Below are 23,500 nucleotides of genomic sequence, written 5' to 3' on the forward strand. Positions count from 1 at the left end.
ACCCCCGACACGCGCGACATCGTCGCGCGTGTTGTCATTCGGGCTTCTTCGGCTCGTCCTTCTTTGGCGCCTCGTCGCGTTTCCGCCCGCCGCCCAGCAGACTCTCGAGCGCGCCCTTCGCCGCGTCCTGCACGCCCTTGCTCGCGTCCGTGCCGAGCTGTTCGCCCAGTTTCTCTCCGATCTGCTCGCCGAGTTTCCCGGCGGCGCGCCCGACCGCCTCGTCCGCCTTCGAGCGCGCCTCGGCCGCCAGCTTGCCGGCGCCGGCCTGCAGCAGCGCGTCGGCGAAGGCCTGCTCGCTGACCATCACGCGCGGGTTGTCCATCGGGCCCTGCAGCCCGAACGGGAAGGTCAGATTCGACACCCGCTCCGAGCCGACGCGCGGCATCGAGAGCGTCGTGTCCTTCAGCGTCACGGTCACCGGCAGCTCGATCACGCCGCGAAGCATCGACCCGCGCGCGACGAAGTCCGCCGTCCCGCCGCGCACCGGGGGCTCGCCCACGAACTTGAGCGCCTGGCCGATGCGATCGCCCGCCACGCCGCGCACGACGATTTCGAGGGGCAGCGCCGCGTCCGCGGCCCCGGGGCGGGGCTCGTCCACGCCGAGATTGACGAGCAGGTCGCCGCTGCGCGACGCGACGCGCAGGCGCGGCTGGCCGGCGAGCCATGGCTGCGTTGACAGGTTCTCGCCGCGCACGTCGAACACCTCTCCGGGCAGCTTCTCCACGCGCACGCCCTCGGCGACGACCTCGCGGATCAGCACGGTCGGGGCGCCCTCGAGCAGATGATCGGCCTTGACGCGCGCGTAGCCCTGCTCGCGTGCGCGCCGGCGCAGGCGCTCCTCGAGCGTCTCGCGCGCCTCGTCCGACGGGTCGCGCGCCGGCCCGCTGACGCGCTCCATCCACTGCCTGGCCTGCGCCAGCCGCTCTTTCCAGAGCTGCGCCTCGCGCAGGTAATCGTCGAGCGTCTTCTCGGAGTCGTCCGGGGGGGGCGCGGGCCGGGCGGGCCTGAGCACGCGCCCGGGGATCGCGCGCTTCGCCCCGCTCACGCCCTCGGCGATGGTCAGCGTGTCGATCGCGAACCGCTTGCGCAGCAGGTCGCTGGCGCTGATCGCGCCCTCGACGCGCGATGCGCGGAATGAATCGAGCGTGACATCGTTCACATCGGCGAGCGCGAGACCGGTGAGCGTCATCCGGCCGCTGCGAAGGTCGAAGTCCGCGCCCGCCAGGTCGACCGTCGCGCCGTTCGCACGCTCCAGCCCGCGCTTCACCGCCATCGTGACGATCGGGCCCGACAGGAACGACTGCACGATGAAGAACAGCCCGACCACGAGCGCGGCGAAGACCACGCCCAGCGGCCTGATCGGGTTCCCGACCCGCTTGTTCGCGAGTTCCGCGTAGGTCTTCTTCCCGTGCCCGCCGCCGACGAACACGAACAGCAGCGCCTTCACCCACCACTTCGACGTGTACGCCTTGTAGCGCTCGCTGCCCTCTTCGAGCGTCGCCATTTTCCGCCGGAACGCGCCCACGATCGCGATCAGCATCAGGCCGCACGCCGCCCCGAACAGCGCGCCCAGCGCGAGCGCGCCGCTCGTCGCGTAGTGCTCGAACCCGAAGAGCGCGAGCACCGGCGCGTTGATCATCGCCTTGAACAGCCCGCCTGTGGGCCCGTCGAGGAGGAAACGCCCGACCTCGAAACTCAGGGGCAGCGCGAGCAGCCCGACGAGCTTGGACGCGAGGCCCACCAGACCCGCGACCGCCAGGTTGGCGTTCAGCACCACCAGGAGCAGCAGCAGCGCGATTGTCAGCCCGACCGAGGTTGAAAGCTCGGGCAGGAAGCCGATCGCCCCCCCGATCACGCACGCGAGCATGATCTGCACGGGCGTCGCCTTCCCTCGCAGCACTTTCCCGACCGATCGTGTCAGCATCGCAACTCCTCCACGCGTCAACGCTTGCCAACCCCATGTGACGCGTCCGGGGCATTCTTCGTTCAGCGCCGACGCGAGTACACCTCCGAAAAAATCCGCGGGTCGCGGCGCCCCCGGGCCCGGGATTCCGCTTCTCCTTGCCACCGGCGGCCTCACACCGCCCGAACCACAAGGAGTCACACCATGCAGACCGCCACGCAACGCCTTAACGGCATCGACACCAACGCCCTGCGAGGCTTCATCGACGCCGTCGACCAGGACCATCGCTCCGGGATCTGCGGCTTCCGCGTCACCACCAACTGGCAGGGCGGCGTCAAGACCGTCACCCGCGTCGACGACTGGCGCCTCGGCGGCGAGACCCACCCACGCGGCTTCGTGATCCACACCGACGAGCCCAACCAGCTCTGCGGCGAGGACTCCGCCCCCAACCCCCAGGAGGTCCTCATGGCCGCCCTCAACGCCTGCATGAGCGTCGGCTACGCCGCCCTCTGCGCGCTCGAAGGCATCGAGATCGAGTCCCTCCAGATCGAGAGCGCCGGCAACCTCGACCTGCGCGGCTTCCTGGGACTCGACGCCACCGTCAAGCCCGGCTACGACTCGCTCCGCTACACCGTCCGCATCAAGGGCAGCGGCACGCGCGAGCAGTTCGAACGCATCCACGAGATGGTCATGGCCACCTCGCCCAACTTCTTCAACGTCAGCCGGCCCGTGCGCCTCGAGCCCACGCTGATCGTCGATTGAACCGGCCAGCACGCGTCCCTCACGGAAAGCCGCCCGCCCTTCACGGGCGGTTTTTCGTGCGCCCAGCGACACGCCGCCCGCGAACACACTCGCCATGCCCCACGCCGCCAACCCGACGCCGCCGGCTCCCCGCTGGATGCGCGCCACCCTCGTCATCGCCGGGATCTATAACCTTCTCTGGGGCGCGGCGGTCGTGCTCTTCCCCACGAAGGGCTTTGATCTGGTCGGGATCGCCTACCCCGATGACTTCACGCTCTGGATCCCGATCTGGCAGTGCCTGGGTATGGTGATCGGCGTGTTCGGTGTGGGCTACCTCGCCGCCAGCCGCGACCCGATCACGCACTGGCCCATCACGCTCGTCGGCTTTCTGGGCAAGGTTTTCGGCCCCATCGGCTTCGTGTACTTCGCGTCGACCGGGCAATTCCCCTGGTCATTCGGCTGGACGATTCTGACGAACGACCTTGTCTGGTGGGTCCCCTTCGGCCTTATCCTCCTTGCCGCCTGGCGCCGTCATCACCCCGAGAACGCCTGAGACCGATGCGCGCAGAGCACGACCACATCTCCCTGACCGACACGCTCGCGTCGACGCGCGCCAACGACGGGCGCTCGCTGCTCGAACTCTCGCGCACCGACGCGACGCACGCCGGGCTGCTGCTCGTCTTCCTGCGCCACAGCGGGTGCACCTTCTGCCGCGAGGCGCTCGCCGACCTTTCGAAGAAGCGCGACGACCTCAAGTCCCGGCGCGTGCGCCTCGTGCTCGTGCACATGGGGCCGGAGAACAGCGAGACCGCCGCCCACTTCGCGAAATACGGCCTGCAGGGCATGCAGCGGGTCTCCGACCCCGACCGGGCGCTGTACCGCGCGTTCGAGCTCGAGCGCGGGACCTTCTCCCAGCTCTTCGGGCTCAAGTGCGTGCTGCGCGGCGCGTGGGCCGCGACCGTGGGGCGCCACTGGGTGGGCAAACTCGTCGGGGACGGCTTCCAGATGCCAGGGGTCTTTATGATCCGCGACGGCGTGGTGACCCAGGCGTTCCGGCACCGCTCCGCCGCCGACAGGCCCGAATACTGCGAAATCGCCCTCGCCGGCGCGCGCTAAACCCGCGATTTCCGACGACCCGCCCCCCGGATCGCCGAAGCAATACGGGCGTCCCCGGAGCGTTGTCCCGCCGATGGCCCAGCCGACCGACCATCTCGCCCCGGTGCGCGACGAGGCCTTCGGCCCGCGCGAGGCAGGCGCGCTGCTCCGACGCGCCGGGCTCGGCGCGCCGCTCGAGGACGCGCACCGGCTGGCCGAGCTGGGCGTCGCGAAGGCCGTCGACACCCTCGTCAACTACGCGAACACGCCCGACCCCTCGCCGCCGCGCGACGACCAGTTCGATCGCTCGGTGATCCGCCCGCCCGACGAAGCGACCCGGCGCGCGTTCCAGCAGGCCCGCGCACGGCGCGACGAAGAGGCCATCGCGCGCCTTCGCACGGCCCGCGAAGAGATGGAACGGCGCGACCGCGAGCAGATGGGCGAGATACGGCGCTGGTGGGTCGAACGGATGATCGCCACGCCCCGGCCTCTCGAAGAGAAACTCACGCTCTTCTGGCACGGCCACTTCGCCACGAGTTACCGCAAGGTCCAGAACAGCTACCACCTCTACCTGCAGAACCAGACCTTTCGCAAGCACGGCGCGGGCTCCTTCGCCGACCTGCTGCGCGCGATGATCCGCGACCCGGCGATGCTCGCGTGGCTGGATAATCACACCTCCAACCTGCGCGCGCCCAACGAGAACCTCGCGCGAGAGATCCTCGAGCTGTTCACCCTCGGGCCGGGCAACTACACCGAGAGCGACATCAAAGAGGGCGCCCGCGCCCTCACCGGCTACACCTTCGAGGGCAACGACTTCCTCTTCCGGCGCGAGTGGCACGACCCCAACCCCAAGCGACTCTTCCGCACGAACAGCCGCTACGACGGCGACGCGTTCGTCGATCTCATCCTGCAGCAGCAGGCGTGCGCCCCCTTCCTCGCGCACGCGCTGTACCGCTTCTTCGTCGACAGCGAAACGCCGGCGCAGCCGGGCGACGCCCCGGCCGACACGAAGCGCGTCGTCGCGTCCCTCGCGGCGATGCTTCGATCGACGAACTACCAGATCCGCCCCGCCCTGACGCGCCTCTTCATGTCGAGGCATTTCTACGAGAAGGCCGCGACCACCACGCACATCAAATCGCCCGTCGAGATCGTCGTCGGCACGCTCCGCACGCTGCGCACGCCCCCGCGCGACGCGCGCCTGCTCCTCGACGCGATGGCGCGTAGCGGGCAGGACCTGTTCTTCCCCCCCACGGTCGCCGGCTGGGCCGGGGGGCGCGCGTGGATCAACACCTCCACCCTGCTCACGCGTCAGAACGCGGTGGTCTTCCTGCTCACCGGCCTGAACCCGCGCAACGCCGACCGCCCGGGCGCAGCGTTCCTTGCGCGAGGGCGCGACTACGACCCCCTGGCCGGCGTCCCCTCGCTCGCGCACGCGCGCACGGCGCGAGAACTCGCCGGCGCGGCATGCGCCGCGATGCTCCCGATCGAGTCCCGCGCCGCCGAGGACGCGCTCGCGCAGTGGTGCGCCGATCGCCTCGCCCTCGAGTCGCCGGACGATCCCCTGCCGCAACGCGTCGATCGCTCGGTCCTCATCGCCCTGCTCGCCTCGGTGGGCGCGCGCCCGGAGTACCAGCTGTGCTGAAAGCGAGCCGCGCATGAACCCGTACCTCCCCGACGCGTGGACCCGGCGCTCCTTCCTCATGCGCGGCGTCGCGCTCGCCTCCGCAACGCTCACCGTCCCGGCGTTCCTCGCACGCTCCGCGCACGCGATGGCCCAGGGCGCCGCCGACCTGCGCTCACGCCCTGGCGTCCCCGACGAGCGCGTCCTCGTCGTCGTGCAACTCTCGGGGGGCAACGACGGGCTCAACACCGTCGTGCCATTCCGCGATTCGGTCTACCACCGCTCACGCCCGGTCATCGCGATCCCCGAGCGCGAGGTCATCCGGCTCACCGACAGCGTCGGCTTCCACCCCTCGATGACCGGGCTCAAGTCGCTCCACGACGACGGCCTGCTCTCCGTCGTTCAGGGCGTCGGCTACCCCAACCCCAACCGATCCCACTTCGTCTCGATGGACATCTGGCACACCGCCGACCCGCGCGGCACGGGCGCCGGCTGGCTCGGGCGCTTCGTCGACAACGAATGCGCAGGCGCGCGCCCGCGCACCCAGCCCTGCGAGCCCACGCCCGCGATCTCGCTCGGTCGCGAAGCGCCCCTCGCGCTGCTCGGGCGCACCAGCCAGCCCGTCAGCATCGAATCGCCCGAGTTCTATCGCTGGACAGGCGACACGCTCGACGCCCTCGCGCCGGAAAGCGCCAACGGGGCGCCGGCCAACCCCACGCTCGACTTCCTCACGCGCACCTCGCTCGACGCGCAGGTCTCCAGCGACACCATCCGCAGCGCCGCCCGCGCGACGCCCATGACCACCTGGCCGCGCAACCCCCTCGCGCAGCAGCTCCAACTCGTCAGCGCGATGATCCGCTCGGGCATGCCGACGCGCGTGTACTACACCTCGCTCGGTGGCTTCGACACCCACGCCCAGCAGGGAGGCGTTCAGGGCCGGCACGCCCAGCTCCTCACCCAGCTCAGCGAATCGCTCCGCGCCTTCTACGCAGAGCTCAAGGCCCAGCGCGACGACGCGCGCGTCCTCACCATGTGCTTCTCCGAGTTCGGGCGGCGCGTCACCCAGAACGCCTCCGGGGGCACCGACCACGGCGCCGCCGCCCCGGTCTTCCTCGCCGGCCCCATGGTCCGCGCCGGGGTCCTCAACGACCACCCCCCCATGAGCGACCTCGAGGACGGCGACCTGCGCTACCAGATCGATTTCCGCTCGATCTACACCGGCGTCCTGCAGGACTGGCTCAAAGCCGACCCCCGGGCGGTGCTCGGCGGGTCGTTCCGCAAGGCGGAGCTGTTCCGCAGGGCCTGAGGGCCCTTCCCGGGCCGCAGAACTCCATGAATGGGTGGCCCACCCCCGGGCTGGCCCCCTACGCTCCGCCCTTGCGCATGAAGCGTCGGACCGTCCTACTCGTCGGCAACTTCGACGGCGTCCACGCCGGCCATGTCGCCCTGCTCACGCGTGCGAGAGCGCTTGCGGCGGCCCACGCGGACTCCCCCTCCGTCGTCGCGATGGCGTTCTGCCCCCACCCGCTGCGCGTCCTCGCGCCCGGGCGCGCCCCCGCACAACTCTCCACCTTCGCGCAGCGCGAACGCGCGCTCCGGGCAGCCGGCGCCGACGAGGTGGTCCGTCTCGATCCCTCGTCGGGGATCCTCGAGCGCAGCGCCGAGGAGTTCGTCGACGACCTTGTGCGCGAGCACGCGCCGGTCGCGTTCGTCGAGGGCGCCGACTTCCACTTCGGCAAGGGCCGGCGCGGGAACATCGACACGCTCCGCGAGCTGGGTGAGACGCGCGGCTTTCGCGTCGAGGTCGTCCCCCCGGCGACCGCGCGGCTGTGCGACTCGCGCGAGGTCCCTGCCAGCAGCACGCTGGTGCGCTGGCTCGTCTCGCACGGGCGCGTCGCCGACGCGGCCCGCGTGCTCACGCGCCCCTACGCGATCGAGGGTTCGGTCGTGCGCGGCGCCCGGCGCGGGCGTGAACTGGGCGTCCCCACCGCCAACATCGCCACCGAGTGCCTTCCCCCCGGGCAGGGCGTCTACGCCGGGCGAGCCACGCTGGCCGACGGGTCGACGCACCCCGCCGCGATCAGCGTGGGCACGAACCCCACCTTCGGAGAGCACGCCCTGTCGGTCGAGGCGCACCTCATCGGGTGGAAGGGTTTCGCCGACGAATCACGCGAGTACGGCTGGGCGATCGAGCTCGCCTTCGACGCGTGGCTGCGCGACCAATTACGCTTCGAGTCGATCGAGACGCTCAAAGACCAGATGTGGCGCGACATCGCGCGCGCCGAACAACTCGCCGGCCACGCACACGCCGGCGCTTCCGGAGCGAACGCATGACGCACGACGGTCTGCCCTACACCAACAACGCCACGACGGCCCAGATCGTCGAGCGGCTCCGTCGCGCCACGCGCGTCGCGGTCGTCACGCATCGCAAGGCCGACGGCGACGCGCTGGGCTCCACCCTCGCCCTTGTCCGCACGCTCCTGCACCTGGGCAAAGACGCCTACGCCGTGTTCCCCGGCCCGTGGATCGACATCTTCGACCCCCTGCTGCGCGACACGCCGCGCGTGCACGTGCCCGAGGGCTCCGACCCGGTCGCGATGCTCGCGTCGCGCGAGCCCGACGCGCTGGTGATGGTCGACACCGGCTCGCGCCAGCAGATGGGCGCGACGCTTCCCTGGATCGAGGCGCACGCCGACCGCACGATCATCATCGACCACCACGCGTCGGGCGACGCCGACCTCGCGTCGCTGCGCCTGGTCGAGCCCAAAGCCGCCGCCGCCGCCGAGATGGTCGCCGCTGTGTGCGTGGGCCTGCTCGAACGGCGCAGCGCCGCCGAACTCCCCGGCGATGTCGCCGAGGCGATCTATCTGGGCATCGCGACCGACACCGGCTGGTTCCGCTACAGCAACACGCGCAGCTCGACCATGCACCTGGCCGCCGACCTGCTCGACGCCGGCGTCGACCACAACCTGCTCATGCGCATCAGCGAGCAGTCGGACCCTCCCGAGCGCGTCAAACTCCTCGCGCGCGCGCTCACCACGCTCCGCCTCGACCACGACGACCAGATCGCCACCATCGTCATCCGGCGCAAGGACCTCGTCGAGCTCGGGCTCGAGACCTCCGACTCCGGCTCGCTCAACGATCGCATCCTCTCCGTCGCGACCGTCCGCGCCACCGCCGTGCTCACCGAGGTCGACGACCGCTCCTGCAAGGCGTCGCTGCGCAGCAAGCCCCCCGCCACGCCGGGAGAGCCCGACGTCGACGTGAACATCGTCGCCCAGCGCTTCGGGGGCGGCGGGCACAAGCGCGCGTCGGGCGCACGCGCCGATATCCCCGTCGACGAGGCGCGCGAACGCATCATCGCCACCATCGCGGAGCAGCTGCGGTGAAGAAGGGAGCAGGCAGCAGGCAGCAGGGAGCAGGGGGAGAAGATCCCAACGGACGCCCTGCGCCCAAGCGCACGCACCTCACTCCCTCGCAGATCCGGGGCAAGAAGCCCGGGGCATCGCAGGATCAGCAGGCCCCGCGCGCACCCCGCTTCAAGAAGCCCGAACTCAGCGTCTTCCCGACAACCCTCTGGGAATACCCCAGCCAGCACTACGAGGGCGACGACCGCCCCGGCAAGCAATACGCCGGCGCGACGCCCTCCTGGGTCGTGTGGCAACTCCTCACCCGCTACACGCGCGAGGGCCAGCTCGTCGTCGACCCCTTCGCCGGCAGCGGCACCACGATCGATGTCGCGCTCTCCATGTCCCGGCGCGCACTCGGCTACGACCTCAACCCCCAGTCGCAGCGCCCGGGCCTGATCTTCCGCGCCGACGCGCGATCGCTGCCCCTCGAAGACGCGACTGCCGACTTCGTCTTCATGGACCCTCCCTATTCCACCCACATCGACTACACCGACGACCCGCGCTGCCTCGGCCGCCTCGACGCGAGCGCGCCCGACGCCAAGGGGCGCATCGGTGGCGAGTACTACGACGCGATGGCGCGCGTCTTCGACGAGGCGCACCGAGTCCTGAAGAACAACCGTTATCTCGGGCTCTATGTCTCAGACTCGTTCAAGAAGCGCTCACCCAACTCCCCGGGCGTGGAGTTCATGCCCATCGGCTTCGAGCTGTTCGCGCTGCTGCGCCAGCGGTTCACGCCGGTGGACATCATCGCGGTCGTGCGCCACAACAAGAAGCTGGAGCAGGGCAACTGGAGGAAGGCCGCCGTGGAAGAGAACTTCTTCCTGCGCGGGTTCAACTACTGCCTGATCTTCCGCAAGGACGACCGGGCTGGCGAGACTCGCAAGGGCCGCGCCCGATGACCGGCGCGTCCCGCGCGCTCGACCCGTTCCTCACCGGCTCCCGCCGCGCGCTCCTCGTGGTCGCGGTCCGCGCCGAGGGCGACGCCGCGCTGCGCGGGGTGGGCGCTCCGGCGCTGCCCGACGACGCGCCGTGGTGGACGCCCATCGGCGTCACCGATCGCGTCGACCTCGTGCTCGGGGGCGTGAGCAAGGCCAACGCCGGGGCGGCGACCGCGCTCGCGCTCGACCCTGCGCGCCACGGGCTGGTCATGTCGATCGGCATCGCCGGCTCGCTGCCGCGCGACGACTCGCCGGCGCTTGGGGTGGGCGACCTGATCGTGGGCGACGCGTCGGTGTTCGCCGACGAGGGCATCGCGACGCCCTCCGGCTACCGCGACCTGGCGCAGATGGGCTTTGCGCCGATGCCGGGCGGCGGAGTCTCCGCGAAGTCGGACCCTGCGCTCGTTCGCGCGCTGGCGCCGATGGCGGAGCGCGTCGGCGCGATCGCGACCGTGTCGACCTGCTCGGGCCACGACTCGCTCGCGCGCGAGATCGCGCAGCGCACCGGGGCGTTCGCCGAGGCGATGGAGGGCGCCGCCGTCGGGCTGGTCGCGATGCGGATGGGCGTCCCCTTCGTCGAGGTCCGCGCGATCAGCAACCACACGGGCGACCGCGAGGGCCAGGGGTGGGACATCCCGTCGGCGCTCGCGCGCCTGACGCGGTTCTGCGCCTCGATCTGATGGACCGATTCAGCCCTGCGTGCTGGCGAGCGCGCGGACCTGGGCGAGGACCTCGTCGACGCTGGCGATGCTCTTGTCGCGCACGCCGTTCGCGATGCGCTCCATCTCGCGCGCCATGACGGGGCCCTTGTCGCGCAGGGGCTTGCCCACGAGCCCCGAGAGCGTGCCGATGCGTGAGTTGTTCCAGGGCGTGTTCGCCTCGTACATCACCCACATCCACTCGCCCTGGTTCTCGCGGAACACCAGGGAGTAGCCCAGCTGCTCGCCGTTCTCGTCGAGCGGCGCGACATAGGCCATCGGCCCGATCTGGTTAAGCTGCTTCAGCTCGCTCGCCGCGAACATCTCGCGCACGCCGTTGCCGATTACCTCGAGCTGGAAGTAGTTCGCGTCCGCCGAGACACGCTCCGCGGCCTCCTCGCCGAACCGCTCGCGCACGGCTCCGATCAGCATCTCCAGACGCGAGTAATAGATCAGCGCGGAGCCGATGAACGCCGGGACGCCGCCGACCGCGGGACCGCCCTCGCGCTCGGGCCACTTCTGGCTCGGGTCCACGAACGGCTCGAGGAAATCAGGATCGAACCCTCGCAGCGTGAGCTCTCGGATGCTCCTCGCCGCATACTCGGGCGTCTCGCGCGAGACGACGAAGGGCGCAGGCGTCGGCGCAACCGACGCCCCTGCGCCCCCGGCGCCCCCGGCGCCCGATGCGAGCGCGTTCTCCGAGGTCTTTTCTCTCCCGCAGCCGGGGGCGAGCAGCGCCGCCGACAGGGCGAGGGCGAGCAGCGAGGCGACCGGGCGGGGGCGGCGGGTGTTCATCATCGATCGTTGTCCCGATCAAGCGATTTGAGGAGTTCTTCGGTCAGGGCGCGCACTCGGGCGCTCTCGCCGCTGACGCTGTCGAGCAGCAGTCGGCGCGCATCGCTGCGCGAGATCGGCGGGTCGACGCGCACCGGCGCGCCGTCGACAGGGCGGCTCTCGGCCTGGATGCGCCCGCGCGGGGGGGTGGGCGTCGCGGCACGCGTCGTACGCCCCGTGTTCGGCCGGAGTTGGATCGTCTCGGAGTGCCCCTCGAACCCCATGCGGACCGTGTCGCGCGTGATCGCGCCGACCGACCAGTTCTGCCAGACATTCCCGACGCGAAGACTCAGCAGGTCCTCGTGCGCGGCCCGTCGCTCGGGCTCGAAGAGCGCGATCCATTCGCCGCCCACGCGTAGCACCGCCACCAGCCGCAGCGTCGCGAGGTCGCGCTTCGCGTTCTCGAGGCGCTTGGCCGCTTCCGACGCGCCGCGGTCTGGCGCTGGGGCCTGCGCCACCGCCGCCTCTTCCATCCGCGTGAACTCCGAACGCGTCCCGGACAGCACATTCCCGCGAGCGATCATCGCGAAGGCCTCCGGGTTCAGACCGTTGCGATCAAAGTCGCGCAGCGTAAGGATCGGGGGCGCGCCGGGCGCATCGCCCTCGGGCAGCCGGTTCTGCGGCGCCAGCGCGAGCCACGCGGCCAGCAGCAGCGGCGTGACGCACAGGCCGGTCGCGATCGCCCCGAGCGCGCCGGGGCGCTTCCACCAGGGCGGACGCAGCGACGACAGTCGAAGGGTCACGCTCGGCATGGGTCAGGCGCCCTCCGGGGTGACTTCGATGATCGCCCACGCCGCGGTGATGCGCAGCTCCGCGCTGTCGCCTCGGCGCCCTTGGCGCCTCTGCAGCTCCGCGTTGCCGGGGCGCAGCCAGAGGGTGTCGACGCGCTCGATCTGCTCGATGAATCGCGCAACGCCCTCGATGGTCGGGGACTCGATCTCGATGGGGACGCGCACGAGATGCACCGAACGACCCTCGCCCAGCGACTCGACGAGCACCTCTCGCTGGATCGTGACGCCGCGCTCCGGGAGCACGCGCACGCCCTCGCCCGAGGACGACGCGATCGCCTGGATTCGCTCGCGCAGGCGCGTGAGACCGATCTCGACGCTGGGGGCCTGCACGCGCGCCGGGGCGCCGGAGCTCAGCCACGACGCGAGCGTCTCGGCCCGGTGGAGCTCGTTGGGCTCCGAAGCGATCAGGGTGCGCATCGACGCGACGAGGCGTTCCTGGGTGTGCGCCCGCTCGCGCGCCGACGCGGCGCGGTCATAGGTCTGGGCGCCGAACACCGCCAGCGCGCCGACTGCGACAACGCCGACCCACACGAAGGGCCACACGCCGCGCGTGAACGGGCGAAGGACAGCCGGCAGCTTGGCCCGCAGCGACTCGGCGGTGATCACGGCGTCCCCCCTGCGTCCGACGCGAAGGGAGGGGGCGTCTCGAAGTTGAAGCCCAGATCGACGGTCTCGACCCCGCCTGGCGCGACGCTGCGCCCGCCCATCGGCAGCACGCGCACGAACAGGGGCGAACCCTCGATCGCGCCCATCAGGTCGGCGGTCGCCGTCGAGATCGCCCGGACGCTCAACCCGCTGTCGGCGAAGCTGATCCGGTCGAACGACGACGAAGCCGGCGTGACGCGCGTGAGCTCTTCGAGCGTGCGCGCCATCGGGCGGTAGTTCGATTCAATGCCCACGAGCCGGTTGTGCGCCTGAACCAGCGCGTCGTTGCGTGCGCGCAGCGCCTCGACGCGCTCGACCCCCGGTCGCAGGCGATCAACCTCGGCCGCGAGCACACGCGCCCGCTCGGTGGCTCGCGCCTCGCTCACGTCGTTGAGCGTCAGCAGCGAAAGCACGAGCGCCGCGGCGGCCACGCCGCACCAGCCCAGCGCGCCGAGCCGGAACCGGCGCTTCGGGCGCGCGCGCAGCAGGTCGATCGTGGGCATCGACGCGCCGTCCTGCGCGTCGATGCGCGCAAGGTCGAGCATCGCCGCCCCGAGGGCCGCGTGCTCCGCGTGCATCGAACCGGGGTGGAACGCGCTCGACTCGCCCACGCCCTGCGGCGTCGCGGACCAGTCGCACATCGCGTCGGCGTCGTTCGCGTCTGGCGGCGGGGCGCCGAAACCGGCGCGCAGGCCCGTCCATCGCACGCCCTCGTACTCGGCGATCGACCACCCGCCGCTGGCGCGCTCGAGCACGCGAGATGGGATCTCGTCGAACGCGTAGCGAAGCGCGCTCCACGACGCGGCGCTGGGGACGATGCGCCCGAGCGTCAGCCCGGCCGACCCGAGACGATCGAGCACCGGCTCGATGTCGCGCAGGCGCACGGCGCACAGGATGGCCCGGCGCACGCCGTCGGCGTCGGTGTACTCGTGGGCGTCCCAGAGCAGCGCCTCGTCGCGCGAGACGGGGAAGAACGCGTCGGGCGTTTCGGACACCGCCGCGCGCAGCTCGTCGAGAGTCTGTTCCCCCAGAGCCACATCCCGACGCAGCGTCCGGTGCGAAGGCCAGACGAGCGTCACGCCGGTCGCCTTGCCCTCGGTCGCGATCGCTTCGGCGCCCCCGGAACCCCCGGCGCCCCCGGCGCCCCCCTGTGCCGACTCGCTGAGGAAGCCCTGGACGCGCCGGGCGGTCCAGCGGATCTGGTCGCCGCGCGCCGAAGCATCCACGACGACAAGGTCGTCGCCCACGACGCAGAGCCCGACGATGGATCTTTTCGAGAGCGGGTTCAACGCGACGAGTCACTCCGTATCGTGGTCTGGGGCGGCGCCTGCTCGCACGCGTCGGTTCCGACGAGCGGACGCCTCGCGGGGCGATTCACAGCCAATCCTCGCGAGATTCTAGCAGCCGGGTGACGCCGGCCTGCCCCGCCTCGCCCCCGGCCGGCGCGACGCGGATCAGGTACCGCGCCGTGGTTTCGCCGACCGTCGCCCGGGTCCGGGCCGTGAAGACCGGGGGCGCGTTGAACGTGAACCACCGGGACGCCCGAGAGTACAGCGCGGTTCCCATGCTCTGGCGCAGCGACTCGGGCGTCACCTGCGCTCCGACCGCCCGCGCGTCGAGGATCATCTCGATCGACCGAGTGTCGAGCAGGCCGATCGCGTGAAGAACCTCGATCGGGGCGTAATTCGGGTCGATCGCGCCGGACGCGTAGACCGTCATCGTCTCCATGAGCCGGTCGCGCATCGCCCCGTCGAGGGACGCGATGTTGGACAGCTCCTCGATCGACGCGAACTGGCGCCCCTCGAGGGGCTCGTGGGCGAGACGCTCCCGCTTGCCGCGACGGCGCGGGTCGTTGGGGGCCAGCCGGGCCACGCGGTAGTCCTCGATCTCGTCGACGATCGCGCGGGCCTGCGCCGGTTCGATCGCCAGCTGGGCGATCAGCGACTCGATCATGACGCGCGGCGAGGTGTTGATGTTCAGCTTGCCCGTCTCGCTCTCGAGCCACACCTCGACCCGGGTGCCGTGCAGGATCATCGTGCCGTAGCCCGTCGCGATCAGCGGCGCCGGCTGGGACTCGGCGCCGGAGCCCTCGCCGGCGGGCTGGTTGACGCCCGTGCCGGCGAGGTCGCCAGCGCCAGAACCCTGTGCGGGCTGCCCCTGCGCCTGCTGTGAGGGCTGGCCGCCCTGGATGCCCTCGAGGCGCTGCGCGATCGCGCCGAGGAACCCGCCCGCCGCCGCCATCTCGGCCGGGAAGACCGGGAGGTTGCCGACCTGCACGCCGCCCGACTGGTTGTCGACGCGGATGTTCTCGCTGCGCGCGAGCTGGGTCGCGCCGAGACTGAGCTGGGCGCGCCGGACGCCGATGGACAGGTCCTTGACCGCCTGGATGCACGCGCCGCGCGCCGCGTAGTGCGCCTGGGCGCGCTCGATATCGGCGCTGGCCTGCGAGACCATGGTGCGCGTCGCGAGCCCGTAGGCCGCCGCGACTGCGCCGATAAGCGCGAGCGACCAGAGCACCGCGATCAGAACGTAGCCATGACGGGAAGAACCCATCGACGCACCTCCCCTGAGTGTTCTTCGAAGGTGACGCGCACCGCGCGCGGGACCGAGTTGGGCTCCGTCCACGCCGGGAGCCAGGTCGCCTCGCCGGCGTTGAGGCGCAGGTACTCGAAGCGGATCGACTTCGCGCCCGCGATGAGGACCGCGCCGCGGCTGCTCTCTCGCAGCGCGTCCACGATCACCGAGGCGCGCGCCTCGGAGACGCCCGCCGGCTCGCCGGTATGGTCCTCGCGGTCGAGGTCCTCCGGGCGCATGCCGCGCTCGCGATAGACGAGGCGCTGCGAGGGCGGCGCGTCGGCGACGGGCTCGATGAGATACCGCACCGCGGTCGAGCGTCGCAGGTGCGGGTCGTCGGCGCCCACCAGCGTCCGGAACTCGAGCGAGTTGGGCGCGCCCCTGAACATCCGCGCCGTGTGATCGGGCTCGAGTTCGAGCCAGGCGACCTGCGAGAGCAGGACGGAGCGCACGCGTTCGGAGCGTTCGCCCTCGCCGCGAGAGCCGGTGTCGTCGGCGTAGCGCATCACGACGAGCTGGAACGCGCCGCCCACGATGAGCACCACCATCGTGGCCAGCGCGATGGCGACCATCATCTCGAGGATCGTGAGGCCCGCTCGGGCGCGCCGGGTCACCATCGCGTGGTCCTCAGCTCGACGCCGCCCACGCGCACCGTGATCATTTCGACGGGCATCTGTCCGGCGCCGAAACCGCCGACCTGGCCGAGCCCCTCGTCGCGCTGGGCGGCGCGCGCGTTGAAGCCGGCGTTGAGGGTGACGAGGATCTCGGCCTCCCACGCGAGCCCGTCGGGCCCTGCGCCGCGCCACACGGTCGACGCGCCGCGGGATTCGGCGATCAGCTCCTCGGGCAGGACCCCCAGAAAGGCCTCTTCGATGATCGTGCGAGCCAGGGCCAGCTCGCGCGCCGCCCGCTCGGTCACAGCCGACGCTCGCTGGCTCTGGGCGATCGAGCCGATCGCGACCGAGAGCCCGGCGACGGCGATCACCAGCGCGACGAGCACCTCGAGCAGCGTCACGGCGCGCGCCGCGCGCCACGGGACCACGATGGACCTTGGGTCCTGCATCACCGCCCGAATCCTACGCCTCAACGCCAGAGCAGTTCGTTCTCGTTGATTTCGCCGGGGGTCAGCAGGGCGTCGATCCGGCCGAGGTTCACCACGTTCGCGAGGATCTCCTGGCTCATCCGGACCGCGTCAGCGGGTTGGATGACGATCGTCGGGGTGATCAGGATCACCAGTTCCGACTGCTGGCGCTGGACGTCCTTGCCCTGGAACGCCAGCCCCAGCAGGGGGATCTCGGCCAGGAGGGGCGTTTTGCTGCGCTGCAGCGAGTCGTTCTCGTTGCGCGTGCCGCCCAGGACCACCGTTCGCCCGTTGGGGACGACCACCTGGGTCTGCAGGATGCGGTTGGGGAACGCCGGGCTCTGGATCGCCGCGCTCACGCGCGGCTGCTCGACGCTCGAAACCTCCTGGCGGATGTCGAGGATCACCTCGGCGCGGTCGTTGACGATCGCCTTCACGTTGAGCACCACGCCGGTCTGCCGGTACTCGACCTGGTTGCTCTGGCGCGTCGGGTCGACGGCGTCGACGCCGCCCCGGATGAACTGGGTGATGATCGGCTGGTCGACGCCCACCTCAAGGTTCGCGGACTGGCCCGACACCGTGAAGATGTACGGCGCGTCCAGCACGCGGACATCGCCCTTGCTCTGCGCCGCCTCGATGAGCGCGAAGGCGTTTTTGCCGATCGCGAAGAACGAGCCCGTCGCCGCCTCGACGAGGTTGTTCGCCGAGCGCAGCTCGATGTCGTAATCGCCCACGCTCTGCTGCGTGAACAGCTCGATGCCGAACTGCACGTCGCCCGAGATCGTGACCTCGGCGATGACGACCTGCAGGTACACCTGACGGGGCGGGCCGTCGAGGACGTCGAGCAGCTCGCGGACTTCCTTGTAGACATCGGGCTTGGCGCGGATGATGAGCTGGCCCTTGTCGCCGGTCGTGCCGAACCCGCCGCCGCCGCGCGAGCCGGACCCGGCGCCGGTCTGCTGACGCTGCCCGGTCGCGCCGCCGGTGGTCCCGCGCCCCGTGGTCGGCGCGGTCGTCGTCTGCTGCGCCGGGCCGGAGTCCAGCAGCGAGGACAGCCCGCCGCTCACGCCGCCGGGGTTCACCACGACGATCGTGGGCGCGTCCTCCTCGAGCACGCTGAACGACGCGAGCACCGCCTGGCTGAGGGTCTCGGCGTCGAGCTGCTGCGCGCGATAGACATACAGACGCGTGCGCTCCGAATCGAGCGCGACGTCCAGCTTCCCGAACCAGTCGTCGACCGCCGGGAGGATCGAGGGCAGCGTCGTCGCGACGAGCACCTGGCCCGATCGCGTGAGGGCGGCGGCGGCGAACTGCGCGTCCTGCGCGCCCGTCTGCACGCCCATCCGCGACACGTAACTCGTCATCTCGGTGGCCAGCTCGGTCGCGCTGATGTGCACCGGGGTGTAGAGACGCAGCGCGCGACGCGCGAAGAACGGCTGGTCCAGCTCACGCAGCAGCTGCACCAGGCGCGGCGCGTTGTCCGGAGACTCCACCAGCAGCACGAGCGAGGTGCTCGGCGGCCCTTCGATGATCTGCCCGCGCTCCGTCAGCAGCGGCTCGAGCGTCTTCTTCACGTCCGCCGGGCGGATGTTCGTCAGCGGCACGATGTAGGTCGCCGTCGTCAGCGGCGTCTGCGAGTCCGGCCCGATGTTGCGCACGATGGGGCCGGCGGTCCCTCGCTTCGCCTGCTCGGTCGGGAGCACCTGCACCAGCCCGCCCGAGACCTGCAGCGCGGCGCCGTGCATGCGCAGGACGGAGTCGATCGTCCGGAACAGCTCCTCGTACCCGATGCGACCCTCGAGCAGGAACGACATTGGCTCGTCCTTGAGCGCCGGCGAGATCGCGTAGTCCAGGCGCAGCACGTTCTCGAAGATCTCGCGCAGCACCTCCTGCATCGGGGCGGCCTTGAAGTTCAGCGTCACGTCGAGGTCGCGCTGCACGGGGATCGCGCCCACCGCGACATCGGCCCCGGGCGTCCGCGCCGAGCCGGGGATCGACAGATCCACCGGCGCGACGCGCTGGCGCTCCGCGAGCTGACGATCGGCCCCGCGCAGCTCCATATCGGGAGAACGGACGGCGGCGGCCGGATCGAACGCGAACCCCGAGCCCGGCAGGCGCCCGTCGACGAGCCCGGCCCGGGGGGGCGCGACCTCTTCCGGCGCCTTCGCCTGCTTGTCGGCAGAGCACGCGACCAGCGCGGCGCAGCACCCAGAGACTGCCACGAAGGACGCTGCGCGATTCAACCGGCGATGTGCCCGTGTCATGTCTGGCTCTCCAACCTCTGGCGGGACGCGCCGGATCCTCCGGCGCGATCAGCTCATCCGCATGTCGTTCATGCTGAAAACCGCGAGCAGGAGCGCTATGACGAGCGTTCCCGCCAACAGGCCGACCGCGACGATAGCGACCGGCTCCACGAGCGTCAAAGCACGCTTCAGGCGCGAGGACACCTCGCCCTCGAACGATTCCGCCATCCGGTCGAAGACCTCCGGCAGGTTGCCCGACTCCTCCCCCACCGCGACGAGACGGTCGGTCCGGTCGGGCAGCAGCCCGTGGCGCCCCGCCGCGTCGCTCAGGCGCGACCCCTCGCGCAGGTCCGACGAGACCGCGTCGAGACGGGAACGCATCTCCAGACTCGACCACGCGCTCCGGGCGATCTCGAGCGACTTGAGCATGGGCAGGCCGGAGCGGAGCATCATCGACATCGACCCGCTGAACATCGCCGCCTGGTGCTTCCACCACATCGGGCCGATCAGCCCGATCGACATGATCCGGCGCTCCATCGCGCGCCGGGTGTCGGGCTTGCGCCACTGCACCCGTGCGTAGATCGATCCCAGCAGCATCGCGACGAGGAAGAACACCCCGTAATCCGCCGCGAACCGCGCGATGCCGATGACCACGCGCGAGAAGACCGGCATCTCGATGTCCATCTCGTCGAACATCGCCGAGATCCGGGGGACCACGAAGCTCACGATCGCCGCGACGGTCAGCACCAGCACGAACAGCAGGATCGAGGGGTACATCAGACTCGAGATGAGCTGGTCGCGCAGGCGCTCGGCGCGCTCTTCCTGCTCGTTGAGCCGGCGCAGCACCTCCGGGAGTTTGCCGGCGTCCTGCCCGGCCTGCGTCAGCCCCACGTGCGACTCGTCGTATCGCCCCGGCTGGTCTCGCATCGCCTCGGCGAGCGACCGGCCCTCGCGCACGTCCGTCGCCAGCTTCTCCAGCGACGCCAGGTCGTCGGGACGCTTCGCGATCGGCACCACGTTCTTGAGCGCCGAATCGAGCGCCATGCCCGCCTCGATCAGCAGGGACAGCTGCGCAAAGACCTCGGCGCGAACACGGCGCCACGACGCACGCTGCCCGGGCGACCTCGCGAACAGCCCGCGCTTCGCGGCGACCGGCCCGTCCGACCCGGCGCCGGCCCGCCGCGCTCGCCCGCCCGCCGGGCGCAGGTCGAGCACCACCACGCCGCGATCGCGCAGCGCCTTGCGGGCCGAATGCTCGTCGGTCGCCGTGACCTCGCCGGTCGTCACGCCCTCGCCGGGGCGCATCCCCCGGTACACGAACGAACCGCCCTGCGCGCGCGTGCGCGTCCCCGCTCTGGACGAGATCGCGCTCACGCGGCGCCTTCCGTCTGCTGGATGCTCTCGACCACCTGCTCGTAAGTCGTCTCGCCCAGGAGAACCTTCTCGATCGCGTGGCCCCACAGCGTCGTCATGCCGCGCTCGACCGCGACGCGATGGATCTCGCCGCTGCTCCTGCCGTCGAGCATCGCGCGCTGGATCGCCTCGTCGACGACGAGCAGCTCGCCCACCACGGTGCGCCCCCGGTACCCGGTGTTCAGGCAGGCGCGGCAGCCGGCGCCGCGGTAGAACCTCGCGTCGGCGTCCAGCCCGTGCTTCTCGCGGATCGCCGCGTCGGGCTGGTAGGGCTCCTTGCACTCCTGGCACACCTTGCGCACGAGGCGCTGCGCCATGACGCCGATCACCGCCGACGCGATGAGGTAGTCCTCGACGCCCATGTTGATCAGTCGCGCGAAGGTCGCCGCCGCGGAGTTGGTGTGCAGCGTGCTCAGCACCAGGTGGCCTGTCAGCGCGCTCTGGACCGCCATCGCGGCGGTCTCTTTGTCGCGGATCTCGCCCACCATGATGACATCGGGGTCGTGACGGAGGATCGATCGAAGGCAGCGCGCGAAGTCGAGCCCGATCTCGCTCTTCACCTGGATCTGATTCACGCCGTCGAGGTGGTACTCGACCGGGTCTTCGACCGTCACGACCTTGAGTTCGGGGCGGCAGACCTCTCGCAGCGCCGAGTAGAGCGTGGTGGTCTTGCCCGATCCGGTGGGGCCGGTCAGCAGCAGCATGCCCTCGGGCGTGTGGATCAGCTCGCGGAACCGCGCCCGCTGCGCCTCGGAGAGGCCGAGGATGTCGAGGTCCAGCTGCACCGCTCCGCGATCGAGGATGCGCAGCACCACGTCCTCGCCGTGCATGGAGGGCAGCACGCTGATGCGAAGGTCGATCGAGCGACCGCCGGCGTGCATCTGGATGCGCCCGTCCTGGGGGAGGCGTCGCTCGCCGACGTCGAGTTTCGCCATGATCTTGATGCGCGAGACGATGCCGGCGTACAGCGAGGCCGGGGGCGAATCGACATCGAGCAGCTCGCCGTCGACGCGGTATCGCAGGCGCGTGCGCCGCTCGAGGCGCTCGAAGTGGATGTCGCTGGCGCCCAGCGAGACGGCGCGATCGAGCGCCGACGAGAGGAACTGGATCACCGGCGCTTCGGACGCGAGGTCGCGCAGCGTGTCGGCGTCGAGCACGCGCACATCCTCGGACGACTGCTCTTCCTGCGCCTCGATATCGGCGAGCACCGCGTCGAGCGCGCTCTCGATCTCCGCCGCCGTCGCGCAGACGACCTCCACCTCGCGCATCGACGCCTGGCTCACGCTCTCGACCAGCGCCTCGTCGGGGGGCAGCGCCATCGCGAGCGTGACGCGCTCGTCGGTGATCGCGACCGGCAAGACCTGGTTGAAGCGCAGGAACGCCGGGGGCAGCGCGCCGGCGGCCTGCTTGTCCAGGTCCTCGGGCGAGGTCGGGAACTGCCAGACGCGCAGCGACAGGCGCTCGGCGAGCTGGTCGCGCAGCTGCTCCCACGAGATCAGCCCCGCCGTCACCAGCAGACGAGCGAGGCGCTGCCCCTGCGCGCGGTGCAGCTCGAGCAGGCGCTCGCCGTCTTCGGCGCTGATGCGCCGGCGCGCGATGAGGTCGTCGAGGATGGCGCGATCGATCGCGTCGGGTGTCATGGGGGTGTCGTTGGTGCGCGCGCCCCGCTCGCTCGCGAGGACCTCGACCGCTCTGGATGTCGCGGCGCTGGGCGCAGAGGTCATGGGTGCGTCACTCGTCCCAGTGGAAGATGTCGGCGTTGTCGTCCTGCCCGCCCGGCTGATCGTCGCTGCCGAGCGAGTAGACCTCGAAGGGGATGTCGCGCGCGCGCTCGCTCTGCGCCGGAGAGCGGTAGCGCAGCTCGCGCCCCCAGCCGTCCTTGGGCATCGACTTCCGCGCGAGGTAGGGCCCCTTCCACTTCGACTCCTCGACCCCGCTCGGGCGCTCGAGCAGCGCGCGCAGGCCCTCCTCGGTCGTCGGGTAGCGACCGACGTCGATGCGGAACAGGTCCAGCGCCTGCGCCGTGCTCTGCACCTGCTGGCGCGTCACGACCGGCTTGGCCTCTCCCAGTCGACCCACCACGCGCGGCGCGATCAGCACCGCCAGCAGCGAGATGATGCCGAGCACCACGATCAGTTCGAGAAGCGTGAACGCTTTGCGTCTGCGGCGGTCCATCGCGTCAGGTCCCTCTTGTTCGCGTGCGGCTCTCCCCGGTCTGCAGGCAACGCCCGCCCAGAGCCGCCCGATTGTCCGGCGGGCGACCGTGCGCCCGCGTGATTCCATGGTCAATATACGGCCTTCACCCGGTGAAAGCCCGCTCACTCCACGCGCAGCCCGTCGATCGCGTCCGTTCGCACGCGGACCTCGCCCGACGGGCCTCTGACCCTCCACGCCGACCGGCTCGCCAGCCCCGAGGGGCTGAAGACCACGAGCGTCGAGGGCGCGATCGGGCCCTGGGCCGCACCCGGGTCGGGCGCCCCGAGGGGCGCGCCGTCGGGAGTCACCGTCCATCGCGCGGGCAGCGTCACCGGGCGGGCGCGCTCGCTCGTCGACGAGAGTCGGCGCTCCGACGGGACCCAGCGGACCTCGACCGGCTGGCCGGAACGCGTCGCGTCGAGCCGGGCGTCGCGAAGAAGCTGCGTCACGTCGTTGCGGACTTCGCGCCGCTCGCCCAGCGTGCTCGATCGCACCAGCGACGGCCCGACCACGAGCGCCGCGACGGCAAGGATCGCCAGAACGAGCGTGAGCTCGAGGAGCGTGAACCCGCGCCGGGCGCCTCGGACGACCGGGCAGCCGGGCATCACGAGCCCTCTTCGCCCTCGGACGGCGGCGGGACGATCGCCTCTTCGCCCTCGCGACGGAGGATCACCACGACGTCGTCGGTGTTCACGATGCCGTCGCCGTTGACATCGAAGCGGGCGGCGTCGGTCACGCCGCGTCGGTCTCCGACGATGAACCGCAGAACGAGACGGGCGTCGTTGACCGTGATCATGCCGTCGCCGTCGACATCGGCCGAATCGCCGTCGGCGCCGTCGCCATCGCCGCCTCCGCCTCCGTCGGTCCCGCTTCCCGTGGCGCGCGGGCCCACGAAGGCGTTCACCGTGGTCGGGCTGAACGCGGCGCCTAGCGGGTTAGGCGAGCCCTCATAGGGCACCGTGAGGGGCGAGGTATCGCCGGCGGCGAGCACGAGCGAGTACCGAGTCGATCCCTTGCGCAACTCGAAACGCACCGGGTCTGGGTTGTTGCTGGTCCGGATCACCGTCAGCCCCTGGAAAAGGCCGGCGGCGTCGGTCTGCGCCGAGAAGGTCTGGCCGTCGATCAGCGCCACGACGCGGTCGCCAGCGGCGGCGTTGATGTTGTTCGCCCCGCTCACGCGACCGTTGAAGATCATGAAGAACTCTTGCCCGAGCGCAGGGGTCGCGAAGAGCATGAGCGCGATCAGCGGCGCCGCGAGCCGGACAACAAGCTTCTGAATCGGTCCATGGGTCATGGTCGACTCCACGGGCGGGTTCG

Annotated in this window: 23 protein-coding genes; 9 read left to right on the top strand and 14 right to left on the bottom strand. The window is 71.0% G+C overall.

The window, feature by feature from the left end; genetic code table 11:
• Window positions 1–34: 34 nt before the first annotated feature.
• Entirely contained in the window at window positions 35–1,924 is a 1,890-nt protein-coding gene (locus KF684_05895) for a hypothetical protein (protein ID MBX3352448.1), read from the bottom strand.
• 183 nt (window positions 1,925–2,107) lie between these two features.
• Here KF684_05895 and KF684_05900 point away from each other — a divergent pair, with 183 nt between their 5' ends.
• The 9 genes from KF684_05900 to mqnB all read left to right on the top strand — a co-directional run bounded on the left by KF684_05900 (window position 2,108) and on the right by mqnB (window position 10,388).
• Complete coding sequence (locus tag KF684_05900; protein ID MBX3352449.1) at window positions 2,108–2,665, top strand: OsmC family protein; 558 nt, start codon at window positions 2,108–2,110, stop codon at window positions 2,663–2,665.
• 94 nt (window positions 2,666–2,759) lie between these two features.
• Window positions 2,760–3,197, top strand: coding sequence for an alkyl hydroperoxide reductase (locus KF684_05905; GenBank protein MBX3352450.1), 438 nt, complete (start codon window positions 2,760–2,762; stop codon window positions 3,195–3,197).
• Between the two features lie 5 nt (window positions 3,198–3,202).
• A complete protein-coding gene (locus KF684_05910; protein MBX3352451.1) occupies window positions 3,203–3,760 on the top strand; it encodes an AhpC/TSA family protein in 558 nt (185 codons plus the stop codon).
• A 73-nt stretch (window positions 3,761–3,833) separates the two neighbouring features.
• Window positions 3,834–5,381: a DUF1800 domain-containing protein gene (locus KF684_05915; protein MBX3352452.1), complete on the top strand. Its 1,548-nt coding sequence runs from the start codon at window positions 3,834–3,836 to the stop codon at window positions 5,379–5,381.
• Window positions 5,382–5,394: 13 nt separating this feature from the next.
• Complete coding sequence (locus KF684_05920) at window positions 5,395–6,666, top strand: DUF1501 domain-containing protein (GenBank protein ID MBX3352453.1); 1,272 nt, start codon at window positions 5,395–5,397, stop codon at window positions 6,664–6,666.
• A 77-nt stretch (window positions 6,667–6,743) separates the two neighbouring features.
• Window positions 6,744–7,694 carry a hypothetical protein gene (locus KF684_05925; protein ID MBX3352454.1) on the top strand — a complete coding sequence of 317 codons (951 nt, stop codon included), beginning with the start codon at window positions 6,744–6,746 and terminating at the stop codon, window positions 7,692–7,694.
• Window positions 7,691–8,749 carry a bifunctional oligoribonuclease/PAP phosphatase NrnA gene (locus KF684_05930; protein ID MBX3352455.1) on the top strand — a complete coding sequence of 353 codons (1,059 nt, stop codon included), beginning with the start codon at window positions 7,691–7,693 and terminating at the stop codon, window positions 8,747–8,749. Before KF684_05925 ends, KF684_05930 begins: the two co-directional genes overlap by 4 nt.
• Window positions 8,746–9,669, top strand: a complete 924-nt coding sequence (locus KF684_05935; protein ID MBX3352456.1) for a hypothetical protein — start codon at window positions 8,746–8,748, stop codon at window positions 9,667–9,669. Before KF684_05930 ends, KF684_05935 begins: the two co-directional genes overlap by 4 nt.
• On the top strand, window positions 9,666–10,388 hold the full coding sequence (gene mqnB, locus KF684_05940) for a futalosine hydrolase (protein MBX3352457.1): 723 nt from the start codon (window positions 9,666–9,668) through the stop codon (window positions 10,386–10,388). The genes KF684_05935 and mqnB overlap by 4 nt, the downstream gene beginning before the upstream one ends.
• A gap of 9 nt (window positions 10,389–10,397) precedes the next feature.
• Here mqnB and KF684_05945 read toward each other — a convergent pair whose 3' ends face one another.
• From KF684_05945 to KF684_06005, 13 genes are all read right to left on the bottom strand, one after another.
• On the bottom strand, window positions 10,398–11,201 hold the full coding sequence (locus tag KF684_05945; GenBank protein MBX3352458.1) for a hypothetical protein: 804 nt from the start codon (window positions 11,199–11,201) through the stop codon (window positions 10,398–10,400).
• The gene (locus KF684_05950) at window positions 11,201–11,992 is read right to left on the bottom strand and encodes a hypothetical protein (GenBank protein ID MBX3352459.1); all 792 of its coding nucleotides are present in this window, start codon (window positions 11,990–11,992) and stop codon (window positions 11,201–11,203) included. The genes KF684_05945 and KF684_05950 overlap by 1 nt, the downstream gene beginning before the upstream one ends.
• A 3-nt stretch (window positions 11,993–11,995) precedes the next feature.
• Complete coding sequence (locus tag KF684_05955) at window positions 11,996–12,637, bottom strand: hypothetical protein (GenBank protein ID MBX3352460.1); 642 nt, start codon at window positions 12,635–12,637, stop codon at window positions 11,996–11,998.
• Entirely contained in the window at window positions 12,634–13,965 is a 1,332-nt protein-coding gene (locus tag KF684_05960) for a PilN domain-containing protein (protein MBX3352461.1), read from the bottom strand. The genes KF684_05955 and KF684_05960 overlap by 4 nt, the downstream gene beginning before the upstream one ends.
• Before the next feature lie 85 nt (window positions 13,966–14,050).
• Window positions 14,051–15,229, bottom strand: coding sequence for a general secretion pathway protein GspK (locus KF684_05965; GenBank protein MBX3352462.1), 1,179 nt, complete (start codon window positions 15,227–15,229; stop codon window positions 14,051–14,053).
• Window positions 15,199–15,867, bottom strand: coding sequence for a hypothetical protein (locus tag KF684_05970; GenBank protein MBX3352463.1), 669 nt, complete (start codon window positions 15,865–15,867; stop codon window positions 15,199–15,201). Before KF684_05970 ends, KF684_05965 begins: the two co-directional genes overlap by 31 nt.
• The gene (locus KF684_05975) at window positions 15,861–16,316 is read right to left on the bottom strand and encodes a type II secretion system protein (protein ID MBX3352464.1); all 456 of its coding nucleotides are present in this window, start codon (window positions 16,314–16,316) and stop codon (window positions 15,861–15,863) included. The genes KF684_05970 and KF684_05975 overlap by 7 nt, the downstream gene beginning before the upstream one ends.
• Window positions 16,317–16,333: 17 nt before the next feature.
• Window positions 16,334–18,595, bottom strand: a complete 2,262-nt coding sequence (locus tag KF684_05980) for a hypothetical protein (protein MBX3352465.1) — start codon at window positions 18,593–18,595, stop codon at window positions 16,334–16,336.
• 48 nt (window positions 18,596–18,643) lie between these two features.
• Window positions 18,644–19,948: a type II secretion system F family protein gene (locus KF684_05985; protein MBX3352466.1), complete on the bottom strand. Its 1,305-nt coding sequence runs from the start codon at window positions 19,946–19,948 to the stop codon at window positions 18,644–18,646.
• Complete coding sequence (locus tag KF684_05990) at window positions 19,945–21,711, bottom strand: type II/IV secretion system protein (protein MBX3352467.1); 1,767 nt, start codon at window positions 21,709–21,711, stop codon at window positions 19,945–19,947. The genes KF684_05985 and KF684_05990 overlap by 4 nt, the downstream gene beginning before the upstream one ends.
• 7 nt (window positions 21,712–21,718) lie before the next feature.
• Complete coding sequence (gene gspG, locus KF684_05995; protein ID MBX3352468.1) at window positions 21,719–22,162, bottom strand: type II secretion system major pseudopilin GspG; 444 nt, start codon at window positions 22,160–22,162, stop codon at window positions 21,719–21,721.
• Between the two features lie 143 nt (window positions 22,163–22,305).
• Window positions 22,306–22,788: a type II secretion system protein gene (locus KF684_06000; GenBank protein MBX3352469.1), complete on the bottom strand. Its 483-nt coding sequence runs from the start codon at window positions 22,786–22,788 to the stop codon at window positions 22,306–22,308.
• Window positions 22,788–23,477: a dockerin type I repeat-containing protein gene (locus KF684_06005; GenBank protein ID MBX3352470.1), complete on the bottom strand. Its 690-nt coding sequence runs from the start codon at window positions 23,475–23,477 to the stop codon at window positions 22,788–22,790. Before KF684_06005 ends, KF684_06000 begins: the two co-directional genes overlap by 1 nt.
• Window positions 23,478–23,500 lie beyond the last annotated feature (23 nt).

It is taken from the genome of Phycisphaeraceae bacterium, assembly GCA_019636675.1.
Taxonomy (GTDB): Bacteria; Planctomycetota; Phycisphaerae; order Phycisphaerales; family UBA1924; genus JAHBXC01.